We start from the raw sequence: 12,970 nt of genomic DNA on the forward strand, positions 1-12,970 counted from the left end.
TCCATCACGTTTCATCATGGATCCCATGATGGAGGTATGGCAGAAAGAGGTCTTCGATGTCCTCAAACAGGGAGGTGTACGGCAGATCGCCTACGTGCCCGACGCCGGTCACGCGTACGCGATCCGGCAGGCCGGCAGCGACCCCGACATCCAGGACGTCGTGCTCACGACCGAGGAGGAGGGTGTCGGCGTGGTGTGCGGGGCCTGGCTGGGCGGGCAGCGGGCGGTGCTGCTGATGCAGAGCAGCGGCGTGGGCAACTGCGTGAACATGTTCTCGCTGCTGGAGAGCTGCCGTTTCCCGTTCCTGGCGCTGGTCACGATGCGCGGCGAGTACGCGGAGTTCAACCCGTGGCAGAGCCCGATGGGCCGGCGTGCCCATGCCGCTCTGGAGCTGATGGGCATCCGCGTGCACCGGGCGGACCGGCCCGAGGAGGCCGGCGAGGTCGTCGGCGCGGCGTTCGACTCGGCGTTCCTCGCGGGGGAGCAGGTCGCCGTGCTGCTGGGACAGCGCCTGATCGGCCGCAAGAAGTGGGAGCGGGACCGATGAGCGGCGCGGTCGACCGCCGGGCCTTCGTGGCCGCGCTGGTGGCGGGCATCCCGGACGCGTTGATCGTGTCCGGGCTGGGATCGGCGTCCTATGACCTGTTCGCCGCCGGTGACCGCGACGCCAACTTCTACCTGTGGGGCGCGATGGGCGCGGCCGTCCCGGTCGGCCTGGGCCTCGCGCTCGCCCGGCCGGACCGGCCGGTGGTGGTGATCACCGGCGACGGCGAGCAGTTGATGGGCATCGGCGGCCTCGCCACCGTCGCGGCCCGCCGGCCGGCCAACCTCACGGTGGTGGTGCTGGACAACGGGCACTTCGGCGAGACCGGGATGCAGCCCAGCCACACCGGCCTGGGCACGGACCTCCTGGCGGTCGCGCGCGGCTGCGGGATCGCGAACGCCCTCCGCGTCACGGCGCACCCGCAGGTGGACGACCTGGTCCGCCTGGTACGGGTCCGGTCGGCGCCGGCCTTCGCCCAGGTCCTGATCACCACGGACGAGCCGCCGCGTGCACTTCCGCCCCGCGACGGCGTGTTCGTCAAGAACCGCTTCCGCGCGGCACTGGGCCTGCCGCCCTTCTAAGCTCCACAAGATCAGCACAGGAGGCAGGACCATGCACACCACTGGGCGCACCACTGGGCACACCACTGGGCTAACCACTGAGGAACAAGCCGTCGTCGACACGGTCCGCGAATTCGTCGAGCGTGAGGTCCGGCCCGTCGCCCGCGACCTGGAACACGCCGACACCTACCCCGCCGAGCTCATCGACCAGATGAAGGAGCTGGGCATCTTCGGCCTGGCCATCCCCGAGCCCTGGGGCGAGGCGCCGGTGTCCATGCCGTGCTACGCCCTGGTCACCGCCGAGCTCGCCCGCGGCTGGATGAGCCTGGCCGGCGCCATGGGCGGGCACACCGTGGTGGCCAAGCTCATCCTCGCCTTCGGCACGCGGGAGCAGAAGGACCACTATCTGCCCAGGATGGCGACCGGCGAGATCCGCGCGACCATGGCGCTCACCGAACCGGGCGGCGGCTCCGACCTGCAGGCCATGACCACCACTGCGCGCGGGGACGGCGACGGGTACGTGGTCGACGGCGCCAAGACCTGGATCACCAACGCCCGCCGCTCCCAGCTGATCGCCCTGATGTGCAAGACCGACCCCGCCGCGCGCCCCCGCCACAAAGGCATCTCCATCCTGCTCGTCGAGCACGGGCCGGGCCTGACGCTCTCGCGCGACCTGCCCAAGCTCGGCTACAAGGGCGTCGAGAGCTGCGAGTTGGTCTTCGACGGCTTCCGGGCACCGCGCACCGCCCTGCTCGGCGCCGAGGAAGGCCGCGGTTTCGCGCAGATGATGAAGGGCCTGGAGGTCGGCCGCATCCAGGTCGCCGCCCGCGCGCTGGGGGTGGGGCGGGCGGCGTTCGACGACTCCCTGCGCTACGCGCAGGAGCGGGAGAGCTTCGGCAGGCCCATCTGGAAGCACCAGGCCGTCGGCAACCACCTCGCCGACATGGCCACCGAGCTCACCGCCGCCCGCCAGCTCATCCTGCACGCCGCCGAACGGTACGAGAGCGGCGGGCGCTGCGACATGGAGGCCGGCATGGCCAAGCTGTTCGCCTCGGAGGCCGCCATGAAAGCCGCGCTCAACGCCGTACGCATCCACGGCGGCTACGGCTACTCCACCGAGTTCGACGTGGAACGCTACTTCCGCGACGCGCCGCTGATGATCGTCGGCGAGGGCACCAACGAGATCCAGCGCAACGTCATCGCCGCCCAGCTGGTCAAACGCGGCGGTCTGGACTGACCTCGGCTACGTCTGCGGCCGGTCCGCCGCGGGCTTCGCGGGCGCGTACCCACCTGAAGACCGACGGCCCGCCCGCGAAGCACCACAGCGCCACCACCGGGTCGCAGATGGCGCAGCCGAAGGAGGAGAGCGCGGCGAAGGGCAGGATCGGGTTCCCCTGGAGGTGGTGCAGGACGTCCCAGGCGGTGTGGAGCAGCCAGCCGGCGCCGATCCAGGTCCAGCGGCGCCTTCCTGACCTCGGCCGGGGCCGCCGTCGGCCTGGACCTGTGCCTGCACATCATCCGGCGGGACTTCGGCTCCGCGGTCGCCGCCGACTCGGCCCGGCTGTCGGTGATGCCCCTGGAACGGGAGGGCGGGCAGGCGCAGTTCATCCGCCACGCCCAGCCGCCGGTGCCCCAGGGGTCGCTGCTGGAGACCACCGACCATGGCGTCGAGCGCATCGCCGCGCAGGCCGGGTTCGGCTCGGCAACCGCGTTCCGGGAGCGGTTCAAACGCGTCGTTGGCGTCACTCCGCAGTCCTACCGCTCCTCCTTCCGGACGAGCGCCTCCTGATCTTCCCCGGAGACCGGCGGCGCCCGGCCATCGTGCGCGAGCGGCGAGCCAGACCCTGATGGTCCGGGCGCGGGGCCTTACGCGCCCTGCGTGGCGGCGCGGACGAGACCGGCCTCGATCTGCCCGAGCACTTCGAGGGCCTCGGCCTGCTGGTCGGGGGTCAGGTCGCCGGTGACGCTGCGTTCGAGCTCGGCCCAGATGCCTTCGACCTCGCGGCGCAGGGCCTGGCTGGCGGGGGTGGGCTCGATGATCGTGGCGCGTTTGTCGGTGGCGCTGGGGCGGCGGCGGACGAAGCCAGCGTGCTCCAGGCGCTGGACGGTGCGGGTCATGGTGGCGGCGTCGGAGCCGAGCATCCGCACCAGGTCGGTCTGACGCTGGGGGCCCAGGTCCCACAGCTGCATCATGACCAGCTCCTGGCTGGGGTGGAGGCCGACGCGGCGCAGCAGTTGCGCGGCGAGCATGCGGTGCAGGCGCGCGACCCGGAGGATCGCGTGGTTGAGCGGGCCTGCCTGGACGGAGGGCGGCAGCGGTGTACCGGCCGTCGTGGCGGGCTCTGTTCCCATCGGCCTCTCCTCGACCAAGTAGCTGCTCGGACAAACGGTCATCCTAGCGTGCCTGCTGGAACGGCTTCTAGCCGCAGGTAACGCAGCTCACAGAGTCGCCGGGAATGGATCCTCGAACTTATTTGCTCGAACAGGTAACTCTGGGTGGTGCCGAACCTGTGGCACCGCATTATCGGAACAAGGAACGTGATCATGCCAACGGCATTCGACTCTTTCGAGCTGGGCGGCAAGCGCCTGGCCAACCGCATCGTCATGGCCCCGATGACCCGAAGCCGCGCCTACGGTCCCGGCGCCGGCGCGACCGACCTGATGGCCACCTACTACGCGCAGCGGGCCGGCGCCGGCCTGATCGTCACCGAGGGCACCCAGCCGTCGGCGGTCGGCCAGGGCTACCCCGACACTCCCGGGCTGCACTCCGCCGAACAGGTCGCGGCCTGGCGGCAGGTGACCGACGCCGTCCACCGCGCGGGCGGTGTGATCTTCGCGCAGCTCATGCACACCGGCCGGATCGGCCACCCCAGCCTCCTGCCCGACGGCCTGCACCCGGTCGCCCCCTCCGCCGTGCCGGCCAAGGGACAGATCTACACCCACCAGGGCCCCAAGGACTTCGTCACCCCCAAAGAGCTGACCGAGGCCGAGATCGGCCGGACCGTCGACGACTTCGCCGCCGCGGCACGCAACGCCGTGGCCGCCGGGTTCGACGGAGTGGAACTCCACGGCGCCAACGGCTACCTGATCCAGCAGTTCCTCGCCCCCAACGCCAACCGCCGGACCGACGCCTGGGGTGGGACGGTCGAGGGCCGCATCCGCTTCGCCGTCGCGGTGGCCACTGCCGTGGCCGAGGCCGTCGGCGGGCAACGGGTGGGCCTTCGACTCTCCCCGGGCAACCCCTACAACGACATCGCCGAGGACGACCTGGAAGAGACCTACGGCGCCCTGGTGACCCGGCTGGCCCCGCTCGGCCTGGCCTACCTGCACCTGGTGGAGAGCCCGGACCGCGACCTGACCCGGCGCCTGCGCAAGAACTGGCCCGGCGCGCTCATCCTCAACCCGTACACCCACCCCGCGGCCACCGGACCCGACGCCCTGCAGCTGGTGGAGGACGGCACCGCCGACATGGTCGCCTTCGGCGCGCTGTTCCTGGCCAACCCCGACCTCCCCGCCCGCCTCGCCGCCGGTGGCCCGTACAACACCCCCGACCCCGCCGCCTTCTTCGGCGGCGACCACCGCGGCTACACCGACTACCCCGCCCTCGGCTGACCTCGACCTCAGGGGGTGATCAACCCGGCGCCCGGCCGGACATCCGGCCGGGCGCCGTCGTGCCTGCGGCAGGGCCACTCCCGGGCCGACGAGCCGGTCGCCCCGCCCGCCCTCGACCGTGAACGGATAAATCAGTTGCGTTTCGCGCATCGACCGGCCAAGGATCGGCACGGCGGGTGAAACCGCCGGTCGCCTTTCTGGATCGTGTCGCGGAACGGGAGGAGCCCAGCATGTCTACCGACTCTGATCAACGCAGCAGGAAAAACCCTGGTCAGCGCAAACATGCCCACCAGGCCCCGCGGCCCTGACCCTTCCGGCCCTCGCCGCGGCGGCCTGACTGCGCGCTGACCGACCTCCAGAGATCAGGGAGATCATGGCGCTCGAAGACGCGCAGAAGAAGGCGATCATCGCGCAGTACGCGACCTTCGAAGGTGACACCGGTTCACCCGAAGTGCAGATCGCGCTGTTGACCCATCGGATCGCCGACATCACCGCGCATCTGCGCACCCACCAGCTGGATCATCACAGCCGTCGCGGGTTGCAGCTGCTCAACGGCCGTCGGCGGCGACTGCTGAAGTATCTACGCAGGATCGACATCGAACGCTACCGACGCCTCATCCAGCGGCTCGGCCTGCGTCGATGACACCCGTGCCGGGGGAACGACCGCAACCCCGCTTCCCCCGGCTCCTAGTCGTACGGGTTGTGCTCCCGGCGCTCGTAGCCGCGCTGTTCATAGCCGCGCTGCTCGTGGTCACGTGATCGCTCGTACCGGGGCTGCTCGTACCTGGGCTGCTCGTAGCCCCGCGGCTGCTCGTACGGGTACGGCCCCGGATCCGGCGCCTCCTCGATGGCCGTACGCCCGATCGACGCCAGCAGCGAGAGGATCGCGACGCAGATGACCAGATTGATGACGGACGTGGCGATCTGCTCGATGAGGTCCGCGGAGTTCATGAACGGCAGGATCGTGAGGATGACGCTGCCGAGCCCGGCGATCCACCCGAAGAACCTGGTCGGCTCCGGGGTGGACAGCATGAGGATGTAGAGCAGCAGCGTGGCGATGAGCGCCACCGCGGCGGCCGAGATCGCGTACCCCGTGGTCGCCGCGCTGCCGTAGGCGGGCGCCCCGTCGGGGGTGAGCACGCGGATGCCGAGCAGGTTCTTGCTGATCATGACGCCGACCACCACGATCAGTGCGGCCACCACGGCGGCCGCCACGCCGCCTCCCCACACTCGCGCGGGATTCACTCTCGGCCGGGTCGAGGCCGGGCGGCGATCGTAGCCATCGTGGGAGGGGTATGACATGCGAATCACCCTTGTCGCGGATGCTGATCAGGCACTTCGAGCACCTTACACGCGCAGTCAAGAGGGCAGAGCGGCCTTCCGGGCCGGCAGGGCGTTCGCCGCCATACCCTCGCCCGCATGTCGCGCGGCTTCAGCTGCCGGTCCGCGTCCCCCGCCCGGTCCGGGAGCACGGGAGTCTTCGACGGTTCAGCGTCGTCCGCGGCGGGCGGTGCCGAAGATGGATCTGGTGATCTCCCGGCCGAGGGCGGAGGCCGCCGAGCGGGCCATGGAACGGAACTCCTTCGACTCCAGCACGCTCTCCAGCATGGACGGCCTCCGCTCCGGTTCCCTGGGCCTTTCCGGCTCGCGGGCGGCTTCGGGGGCCTCGGCCTGTTGCTGCTCGGCCAGCTTCGCGGACAGGATCTCGTAGGCCGACTGGCGGTCGACCGCCGCGCCGTACTTCTGCTGCAGCGGCGAGGCCGCGATGACGCCCTCGACCACGTCCGGGCTCGACGGCGCCATGAGCGTCTGCGGGGCGCGCAGCCGCGTCCAGGCCACGGGGGTCGGCGCGCCCGTCTCCGACAGGACCGTGACGACGGCCTCGCCGATGCCGAGCTCGGTGAGCAGCCGTTCCAGGTCGTACGAGGACGCGGGGAAGGTCGAGACGGTGGCCTTGAGTGCCTTGGCGTCCTGGGGGGTGAAGGCGCGCAGGGCGTGCTGCACGCGCGCGCCGAGCTGGGCCAGCACGTCGGACGGCACGTCGTTCGGCGTCTGGGTGACGAAGAACACGCCCACGCCCTTCGACCGGATCAGCCGCACGGTCTGGGTGATCGACTGCAGGAACGCCTTGGACGCGTCGTTGAACAGCAGGTGCGCCTCGTCGAAGAAGAACACGAGCTTCGGCTTGTCGACGTCGCCCACCTCGGGGAGCACCTGGAAGAGATCGGCGAGCAGCCACATCAGGAAGGTGGAGAAGAGCTGCGGCCGGTCCTGCACGGCGGGCAGTTCGAGAACGGAGACCATCCCCTTGCCGTCGCCCGTCACGCGCAGCAGGTCGCGCACGTCGAACTCCGGCTCGCCGAAGAACGCCTCCGCCCCCTGCGCCTCGAAGTTGGTCAGCGCCCGCAGGATGACCCCGGCCGTCGCCGCCGACAGCCCGCCGATCCCGCTCAGGGCCTCCGGGGTGTCGGTCAGGTATCGGATGACCGCGATCAGGTCCTTGAGGTCGAGCAGGGGCAGCCCGTGCTTGTCGGCGAAGTAGAAGATCAGTCCGAGCGAGGACTCCTGCGTCTCGTTGAGCCCGAGGACCTTGGCGAGCAGCGTCGGCCCGAAGGCGGTCATGGTGGCGCGGATCGGCACCCCGGTCCCCAGACCGCCCAGGGAGAAGAACTCCACCGGACAGGCCACGGACTGCCACGTCTGCCCCACCTCGGCGGCCCGCTGGGTGACACGGTCGGACGTCGTGCCCGGTGAGGCGAGCCCCGACAGGTCACCCTTGATGTCGGCGAGGAAGACCGGGACGCCTTGGGCCGCGAGCTGCTCGGCCATGAGCTGGAGGGTCTTGGTCTTGCCCGTTCCGGTGGCGCCGGCCACGAGCCCGTGCCGGTTCAGCATGCTCAGGGAGATCCGGATCTGCTCCGAGGGGTCGGCGGTGCCGTCCTCACGCACCAGGGCCCCGAGTTCCAGTGCTGGTCCCTCGACGTCGTACCCCTTCATCAGATCTCCCCGTTCGGCTGCTCACCTGCGAAATCGCCGGGCGTCCCCGAACTGGTGTTTACCCATCGTTACGTATATGTCACGAAAAAGAGTGTAAAAGGGCATCCCTGGGCGCCCAGGGTGGAACTCCTCAAGGTGCCCGGCGGCAGCGGCCACAGCCCCGTACGCGGGCACTCCGCCCGCAGCCGGATTGGCGACGCCACCGTCCCTCCATCCATGAGAAGATCAACACGATGATGATTGGTCTGACTGCCGGCTGCGGCGGCGATGTCTTCACGACGGCCGCGGCAGCGATCGCCATGGCCGCGTCGCCGACCCGCGGCCAGGCGGTTCTGCCGTGCGCCGCCGGCGTGCGCGTCGGCGGGGGAGACCCCCGCGCCGCCGAGCTCCCACCGGCGCGCGCGTGGTGAACATGTCGTACGCGCCCGCAGGAGGAGCGAACGCGCCGGCGGCCGGGACCCGGGCCGCGCGCCGGCGCCCCCAGTCCGGCGTCGGGCAGATCGCCGGACTGCGCCCCCGCGCCGATGTCGAGCTCATCGACTCCCTGGACCGGCACACGCGGCGGACGGTGGCCGCCTGGCTGAGTGACCGGCCCAGCGCGACCACGCGGCAGTCATGCCTGCAGACCCTGGCCGCGTTCCTGCGCTGGCTGCAGGCCGCCGAGCCGGGCCTGGGGCTGCTCGCCGCCACCGGAGCGCACCTGGACGCCTACTGCGAGCAGGCCCGGAGCGGCACCCTCACCGTCGGCGTACGCAACCCCGGCAAGGCCCTCTCCGGCGCGACCGTGACGAAGAAGCATCGCGCCTTGTCCTCCTTCTACTGGTTCGCCTGGTCGATCGGCGCGATCCGGCAGGGTGCCGCCGTCGCCCGGCCCGCGAGCGAGCCCCAGGGCGTCGACCACCCGCCGACGATCACCAGCCAGGAACGGCGGCTGCTGCGCCACGGCGCCTCCCGGCTGGCCGCGGACGGCCGCGTGGCGGAGGCGGTGGCCGTCGCCCTGATCGAGGCCACCGGCGCCGGAGCGGCCACGCTCGCCTGCCTGACCAGCGAGGACCTGCACGCCGTGGGTCACGGGTCGGGCAACGCGCTGGTGCTCGTCACCATGCGCGACGATCGAGGGGACATCGTCAGCTTCCCGGTCCCCGCCTGGGTGCATCCCTGGCTGAGGGTGCTGAGCTCCACCCGGTCCGCCGGCGATCCGCTCATCAAGCAGGACGACGGCCGGCCCGTGAGCACGGAGTGGCTCACCGCCGCCCTTCAGGAGGCGGGGTCCGCCGGCGGCATCCCGGAGCCGCGGACCAAGCTGCTGCACCCGTGGAAGCTGCGCGCCGTCAACCGCGCCTGAGGTTCAGGAGGCGGCGTCGGCCAGGATGAGCAGGTTGGTGACGGCGTGCGCGCCCACGCACAACGACAGGTTGCGGCGCACCCGGTAGAGGCCGACGAAGAGCACCGATCCGACGGCGACCATGGTCAGCGTGGTGGCCCAGCCCGAGCCGGGCACATGGGACGCGCGCTGCGCCCCGGTGGGGACGAACCACAGCGCCACCCCGACGGCCGGCGCCACGAGGGGCGGGACGCGCGGGCCGGCGGGGTTCACCGGGTCTCCCCGGCCACGACCTTGGTCCCGACCAGGCGATCGAGCACGCGTCGCCGGTCGCCCCACACCACGGGCACCCAGTCCAGCCAGGCGAACGGCCCCAGCAGCAGGCTGAGCCGGCGCACGATGCCGGTGACCGGGTGGATGCGCAGCCCGGCCTCGGTCACCACGCGGAGTCTCATGGCGCGCTTGCCCGGCGTCGTGCCGGTCCACGCCTCCAGCAGGCCCAGCCCGACGATCGACCAGGCCAGCGCGAGCGGGACGCCCAGGGTGTAGAGCGGCCCGGCGGAGTCGTAGGCGCCGGTGTCGCACCCCAGGGGTAAGAGGGACACGCAGACGTCGCCGACCCTGACGTACACAAAGGGCGGGAACGCCAGCGTGAACCCGCCCCCCTGCCCGACCGTCCGGGCCAGCCCCTGGACGAGCAGCGCGATCGTGACGCCGGCGAGCGGCAGGTTGTCGATCAGCACGGCGACGAACCTGGCCTCCACGCGGGCGAGTGGCGCGGCCGGGAGCTCGGCGAACGTGGCCGCCGCCTCTTCCGGGGCGCCGAGCCGGCTCAGGGCCTCGGTCAGCTCGCCGGCCTCCGCCGCGTCGGACAGGTGTTCGCCCAGCTCCGCCTTCGCCCTGTCCCGGGCCGGGCCGGTCAGGTGGCGTCCGGCCCTGTCCACGTAGTCGTCGATGATCCGCCGGTCGTCGCTCATTCCTGCACCTCGCCAAGGGTGTCGAGTAGTTGTCGCATCCCGTCCACCAGGCCGCTCCACTCGGCCCGCAGCAGGGCGAGGTAGGTGCGACCGTCCGGGGTGATGACGTAGTACTTGCGCGGCCTGGCCCGCCCTTCCGCCTCCCAGGTCGCCTGGATGTGGCCGGCGTCCTCCAGCCGGTGCAGCAGCGGGTAGAGCGTGCCCTCCTTGACCTCCAGAACCCCCTCGCCCGCCTGCCGCAGCAGTTTCAGCAGCTCGTAGCCGTACCGGCGGCGGACGTCGAGGACGGACAGCACGGCCAGCTCGGTCGTGCCCCGCGCGAGCTCGCGGCGGAGACGGGCGACGGTGGCCGATCCCGGCGGCGCCTCGGTGTCCTCGGGCATATGAGCAATGTACGACACCATACTTTGCGCGACAAGGTATGCGGGTGTCCTTGGCATGAAGGAGGTCATCGGTCCGGTCGAGGCTGGGTCAGCATTTGTCCCGCCATTGCCGAGCCGTCTTCTGTGTCCCCTCATTCCGTGCCTAAAAGGGAGCGTTGCTGATCTACGTCAGGAAGACCGGGGGACACGTTGACGACCAAGGTTGGACGAATTGCCGCCGGTGTGGCTCTGCTCGCCGTCGTGTGCGTACCGGGCCAGGCCACCGCCACCCCCGAACGACGCCCGTCCACGGTGACGGCGCCCGCGCAGCCGCCGCAGGCGCCGCAGGCGCTGAGCCTGGTGCTGGACGGCGGCTCCTTCTCCTTGCGGGACGCCTTCGCGATCCTCGCGGGCCGTCCCGTCACCGCACAGCTCGCGGCGACCGTGCCGGCGGCCATGAACCGTACGCGCCAGGGGGCGCTCGCCGCCCTGGCCACCCAGCGCGTGTACGGCTGGAACCAGGCGCTCGGGCCGCTCAAGGACCGCCCGCTCTCGCCCGAACAGGCCGAGCAGTTCCAGCGCAACGTCCTGCGCTCCCACGCCGCGGGCGTCGGCGAGCCGCTGCCCGACAACGTGGCCAGGCTGGCCCTGATCCTCAAAGCGAACCAGATGGCCAGGGGAACGTACGGGGTGCGGCCCGAGGTGCCCCAGCGCCTGCTGTCCATGGTCAACGCCGGAGTCATCCCGCGGATGCCGCAGATCGGGTCGCTGGGCACCGGAGACCTGCAACCGCAGGCCGCCGCGGGGCTGGCGGCGCTCGGCGAGGAAGCGCCCGTGCGCTACATGGGCAGGGAGGGGCCCGCCTCCGAGATCCTGCCGCAGGCCGGGCTGCCCAGGGAGTTCGTCTTCCAGGCAGGGGAGGCGCTGCCCATCGTCAGCGGCAGCACCGTCGTGGCCGCCATGCTGATGGACGCCGTGTACCGGGCCACCGCGCTCGCCGACCAGGCGGAGGGCGCCTTCGCCCTGTTCATGGAGGCGACGAGGGCCGAGCAGGGATCGCTCGACGCGCGTACCCACAAGGAACGCCACATTCCCGAGGAGGACGCGGTGGCCGCGCGGCTGCGTACGATGATCTCGGGCTCGGGCTGGATGACGGAGGAGGGCCGCAGGCGCCTTGACCCGGCGAACTACGAGCCGCGCATCCAGGACGCGGTGTCCGTGCGCGCGGCGCCGCACATCATGGCCGGGCTGCGGCACGTGCTGGCCGACCTGCGCCGCGCCCTGGTGCGGGAGGCCAACTCCTCGACCTCCAACCCGCTGGTCTTCCAGCGCGCGGACGGGCGCGGGTACGAGTTCGTGATGGGCGGCAACTGGGACGCCTCCGTCATGGGACACCTGGCCGACAGCCTGAACGCGGAGATCACCGACGTCGGGGTGCTGTCGCAGGAGCTGACCGGGCGGCTGCTGTCGCCCAGGTGGAGCTACGGCCTGCCCGCGAACCTCGCCGGCGGGACCGTCGGCCTCAACTCCGGCATGGTGCAGGTCCAGACGGTGGCCGCCGCGCTGATCCCGGAGATGCAGGCCAGAGCCACGCCGGCGGGAACGCTGTCCCGGCCGGTCAAGGACGGGCAGGAGGACCACAACACGATGGCGATGGCCTCGGTCAGGCACCTCCAGGACAACCTGGACCGCCTCGCGGTCATCCTGGCCGTCGAGTACCTGATGGCGGCGCAGGGCATCGACCTCATCGCGCAGAAGATGGCGGGCCTGCCGCTCGGCGCCGTCACGCGGGCCCTGCACGCGGAGTTCAGGCGGTACGTCACGCCCCTGGGCGACGACCGCTACATGACCCCTGACCTGGAGCGCGCCATCTGGCTCGTCCGAGACCGGCGCCTCATACCGTCCGCGGCCCGCTGACGCACGCCGGCGCCCCTGGAGCGCACGGTCAACGGGTGGCCTGCGCGGCGCCTGGGCGGCGTCCATCTTGATCGTGGCAAGTGCCGGGCTTGATCGGCTGTTGGCCCCGCGGCCCGTAAGGTCCGGACATGCTTGCAGACACCGCTGGGGCGGACGCGGCCGGACCGTGGGGCGCTGCGGGGATATCGTCGATCGGCATCGTGATGCTGCTGGGAGCCTGCGCGGCACTGATCCGGTGGAGGATCCGGCGCCGCGCCGCCCGCAGGGAACGGGCTCGCCGGGCCGTCCTGGCGCTGGCCACCGCGGTCGAGGACGTCCGTACGGGCATGCGCGACGCCACGACGCGGCAGGAGCGCGGCGTCGCCTTGGCGCGGTGGCGATCTCGATGGATGTACGCCGCCGCCATGATCGCCCTCGTCGATCCCGTCGTCGCGAAGGACGTACGAGCCCAAGGACGACGCCTGTACGCGGACCTCATGGCTGTGGAGGTGCTCGGCGCCGCATGGCCGGTCGGCGGTATGCGGCGCGAGTCGAGCCAGCTCCTTCACGCCAGTGCCCGCGACCTCTATGCCCGCTGCTGCAGCCGAAGCTGACGAACCTGGGCGTCCGCACACCGCGTCGCCCGGCACCGCTTCTCCGCGGCGATGGCCGGTCGCCGCGGCCCGAAGCAGCAGGTC

Annotated in this window: 17 protein-coding genes; 10 read left to right on the forward strand and 7 right to left on the reverse strand. The window is 71.5% G+C overall.

Annotation, left to right across the window (positions count from 1 at the left end):
• Positions 1-25 precede the first annotated feature (25 nt).
• The 3 genes from ACIBQ1_RS35100 to ACIBQ1_RS35110 are packed head-to-tail and all read left to right on the forward strand — an operon-like array spanning position 26 to position 2,341.
• The gene (locus tag ACIBQ1_RS35100) at positions 26-547 is read left to right on the forward strand and encodes a hypothetical protein (protein WP_397283606.1); all 522 of its coding nucleotides are present in this window, start codon (positions 26-28) and stop codon (positions 545-547) included.
• Positions 544-1,125, forward strand: coding sequence for a thiamine pyrophosphate-dependent enzyme (locus ACIBQ1_RS35105; protein ID WP_397283607.1), 582 nt, complete (start codon positions 544-546; stop codon positions 1,123-1,125). The genes ACIBQ1_RS35100 and ACIBQ1_RS35105 overlap by 4 nt, the downstream gene beginning before the upstream one ends.
• A 31-nt stretch (positions 1,126-1,156) precedes the next feature.
• Complete coding sequence (locus ACIBQ1_RS35110; protein WP_397283608.1) at positions 1,157-2,341, forward strand: acyl-CoA dehydrogenase family protein; 1,185 nt, start codon at positions 1,157-1,159, stop codon at positions 2,339-2,341.
• Here the strand turns inward: ACIBQ1_RS35110 and ACIBQ1_RS35115 are convergent.
• Positions 2,319-2,552 (reverse strand): DUF6010 family protein, encoded by a 234-nt coding sequence (locus ACIBQ1_RS35115; RefSeq protein ID WP_397283668.1) that lies wholly within the window; start codon positions 2,550-2,552, stop codon positions 2,319-2,321. The two genes, ACIBQ1_RS35110 and ACIBQ1_RS35115, sit on opposite strands and share 23 nt — an antisense overlap.
• A 122-nt stretch (positions 2,553-2,674) precedes the next feature.
• Here ACIBQ1_RS35115 and ACIBQ1_RS35120 point away from each other — a divergent pair, with 122 nt between their 5' ends.
• On the forward strand, positions 2,675-2,893 hold the full coding sequence (locus ACIBQ1_RS35120; protein WP_397283609.1) for a helix-turn-helix domain-containing protein: 219 nt from the start codon (positions 2,675-2,677) through the stop codon (positions 2,891-2,893).
• A 77-nt stretch (positions 2,894-2,970) separates the two neighbouring features.
• Here ACIBQ1_RS35120 and ACIBQ1_RS35125 read toward each other — a convergent pair whose 3' ends face one another.
• Positions 2,971-3,456, reverse strand: coding sequence for a MarR family winged helix-turn-helix transcriptional regulator (locus tag ACIBQ1_RS35125; RefSeq protein ID WP_397283610.1), 486 nt, complete (start codon positions 3,454-3,456; stop codon positions 2,971-2,973).
• A 192-nt stretch (positions 3,457-3,648) separates the two neighbouring features.
• Here ACIBQ1_RS35125 and ACIBQ1_RS35130 point away from each other — a divergent pair, with 192 nt between their 5' ends.
• Positions 3,649-4,716, forward strand: coding sequence for an alkene reductase (locus tag ACIBQ1_RS35130; protein WP_397283611.1), 1,068 nt, complete (start codon positions 3,649-3,651; stop codon positions 4,714-4,716).
• A 373-nt stretch (positions 4,717-5,089) separates the two neighbouring features.
• On the forward strand, positions 5,090-5,359 hold the full coding sequence (rpsO, locus tag ACIBQ1_RS35135; protein WP_397283612.1) for a 30S ribosomal protein S15: 270 nt from the start codon (positions 5,090-5,092) through the stop codon (positions 5,357-5,359).
• A gap of 44 nt (positions 5,360-5,403) precedes the next feature.
• Here rpsO and ACIBQ1_RS35140 read toward each other — a convergent pair whose 3' ends face one another.
• Both ACIBQ1_RS35140 and ACIBQ1_RS35145 read right to left on the reverse strand, forming a co-directional pair.
• Complete coding sequence (locus tag ACIBQ1_RS35140; RefSeq protein ID WP_397283613.1) at positions 5,404-6,018, reverse strand: DUF6069 family protein; 615 nt, start codon at positions 6,016-6,018, stop codon at positions 5,404-5,406.
• A 186-nt stretch (positions 6,019-6,204) separates the two neighbouring features.
• Positions 6,205-7,713, reverse strand: coding sequence for a helicase HerA-like domain-containing protein (locus tag ACIBQ1_RS35145; RefSeq protein WP_397283614.1), 1,509 nt, complete (start codon positions 7,711-7,713; stop codon positions 6,205-6,207).
• A gap of 233 nt (positions 7,714-7,946) precedes the next feature.
• Here ACIBQ1_RS35145 and ACIBQ1_RS35150 point away from each other — a divergent pair, with 233 nt between their 5' ends.
• On the forward strand, positions 7,947-8,123 hold the full coding sequence (locus ACIBQ1_RS35150) for a hypothetical protein (protein WP_397283615.1): 177 nt from the start codon (positions 7,947-7,949) through the stop codon (positions 8,121-8,123).
• Positions 8,117-9,058 carry a hypothetical protein gene (locus ACIBQ1_RS35155; protein ID WP_397283616.1) on the forward strand — a complete coding sequence of 314 codons (942 nt, stop codon included), beginning with the start codon at positions 8,117-8,119 and terminating at the stop codon, positions 9,056-9,058. Before ACIBQ1_RS35150 ends, ACIBQ1_RS35155 begins: the two co-directional genes overlap by 7 nt.
• A 3-nt stretch (positions 9,059-9,061) precedes the next feature.
• Here the strand turns inward: ACIBQ1_RS35155 and ACIBQ1_RS35160 are convergent, their stop codons facing one another.
• The 3 genes from ACIBQ1_RS35160 to ACIBQ1_RS35170 are packed head-to-tail and all read right to left on the reverse strand — an operon-like array spanning position 9,062 to position 10,397.
• Entirely contained in the window at positions 9,062-9,310 is a 249-nt protein-coding gene (locus ACIBQ1_RS35160) for a hypothetical protein (protein ID WP_397283617.1), read from the reverse strand.
• Positions 9,307-10,014: an RDD family protein gene (locus ACIBQ1_RS35165; protein WP_397283618.1), complete on the reverse strand. Its 708-nt coding sequence runs from the start codon at positions 10,012-10,014 to the stop codon at positions 9,307-9,309. The genes ACIBQ1_RS35160 and ACIBQ1_RS35165 overlap by 4 nt, the downstream gene beginning before the upstream one ends.
• Positions 10,011-10,397, reverse strand: a complete 387-nt coding sequence (locus ACIBQ1_RS35170; RefSeq protein ID WP_397283619.1) for a PadR family transcriptional regulator — start codon at positions 10,395-10,397, stop codon at positions 10,011-10,013. The genes ACIBQ1_RS35165 and ACIBQ1_RS35170 overlap by 4 nt, the downstream gene beginning before the upstream one ends.
• A gap of 189 nt (positions 10,398-10,586) precedes the next feature.
• On the opposite strand from ACIBQ1_RS35170, the gene hutH reads away from it, so the two are divergent.
• Positions 10,587-12,293, forward strand: a complete 1,707-nt coding sequence (gene hutH, locus ACIBQ1_RS35175) for a histidine ammonia-lyase (protein WP_397283620.1) — start codon at positions 10,587-10,589, stop codon at positions 12,291-12,293.
• Positions 12,294-12,421: 128 nt separating this feature from the next.
• Complete coding sequence (locus ACIBQ1_RS35180; protein ID WP_397283621.1) at positions 12,422-12,886, forward strand: hypothetical protein; 465 nt, start codon at positions 12,422-12,424, stop codon at positions 12,884-12,886.
• The last annotated feature ends 84 nt before the right edge of the window (positions 12,887-12,970 follow it).

It is taken from the genome of Nonomuraea sp. NPDC050153 (genome assembly GCF_044460125.1).
Lineage (GTDB): Bacteria > Actinomycetota > Actinomycetes > Streptosporangiales > Streptosporangiaceae > Nonomuraea.

What these genes read in the sequence shown, in the direction of transcription:
- ACIBQ1_RS35170 (WP_397283619.1), bottom strand. Translation starts at nt 10,397, where the DNA reads ATGCCCGAGGACACCGAGGCGCCGCCGGGATCGGCCACCGTCGCCCGT.
- ACIBQ1_RS35120 (WP_397283609.1), top strand. Translation starts at nt 2,675, where the DNA reads ATGCCCCTGGAACGGGAGGGCGGGCAGGCGCAGTTCATCCGCCACGCC.
- ACIBQ1_RS35105 (WP_397283607.1), top strand. Translation starts at nt 544, where the DNA reads ATGAGCGGCGCGGTCGACCGCCGGGCCTTCGTGGCCGCGCTGGTGGCG.
- rpsO (WP_397283612.1), top strand. Translation starts at nt 5,090, where the DNA reads ATGGCGCTCGAAGACGCGCAGAAGAAGGCGATCATCGCGCAGTACGCG.
- ACIBQ1_RS35140 (WP_397283613.1), bottom strand. Translation starts at nt 6,018, where the DNA reads ATGTCATACCCCTCCCACGATGGCTACGATCGCCGCCCGGCCTCGACC.
- ACIBQ1_RS35165 (WP_397283618.1), bottom strand. Translation starts at nt 10,014, where the DNA reads ATGAGCGACGACCGGCGGATCATCGACGACTACGTGGACAGGGCCGGA.
- ACIBQ1_RS35180 (WP_397283621.1), top strand. Translation starts at nt 12,422, where the DNA reads ATGCTTGCAGACACCGCTGGGGCGGACGCGGCCGGACCGTGGGGCGCT.
- ACIBQ1_RS35100 (WP_397283606.1), top strand. Translation starts at nt 26, where the DNA reads ATGATGGAGGTATGGCAGAAAGAGGTCTTCGATGTCCTCAAACAGGGA.
- ACIBQ1_RS35130 (WP_397283611.1), top strand. Translation starts at nt 3,649, where the DNA reads ATGCCAACGGCATTCGACTCTTTCGAGCTGGGCGGCAAGCGCCTGGCC.
- ACIBQ1_RS35150 (WP_397283615.1), top strand. Translation starts at nt 7,947, where the DNA reads ATGATGATTGGTCTGACTGCCGGCTGCGGCGGCGATGTCTTCACGACG.
- ACIBQ1_RS35125 (WP_397283610.1), bottom strand. Translation starts at nt 3,456, where the DNA reads ATGGGAACAGAGCCCGCCACGACGGCCGGTACACCGCTGCCGCCCTCC.
- ACIBQ1_RS35110 (WP_397283608.1), top strand. Translation starts at nt 1,157, where the DNA reads ATGCACACCACTGGGCGCACCACTGGGCACACCACTGGGCTAACCACT.
- ACIBQ1_RS35145 (WP_397283614.1), bottom strand. Translation starts at nt 7,713, where the DNA reads ATGAAGGGGTACGACGTCGAGGGACCAGCACTGGAACTCGGGGCCCTG.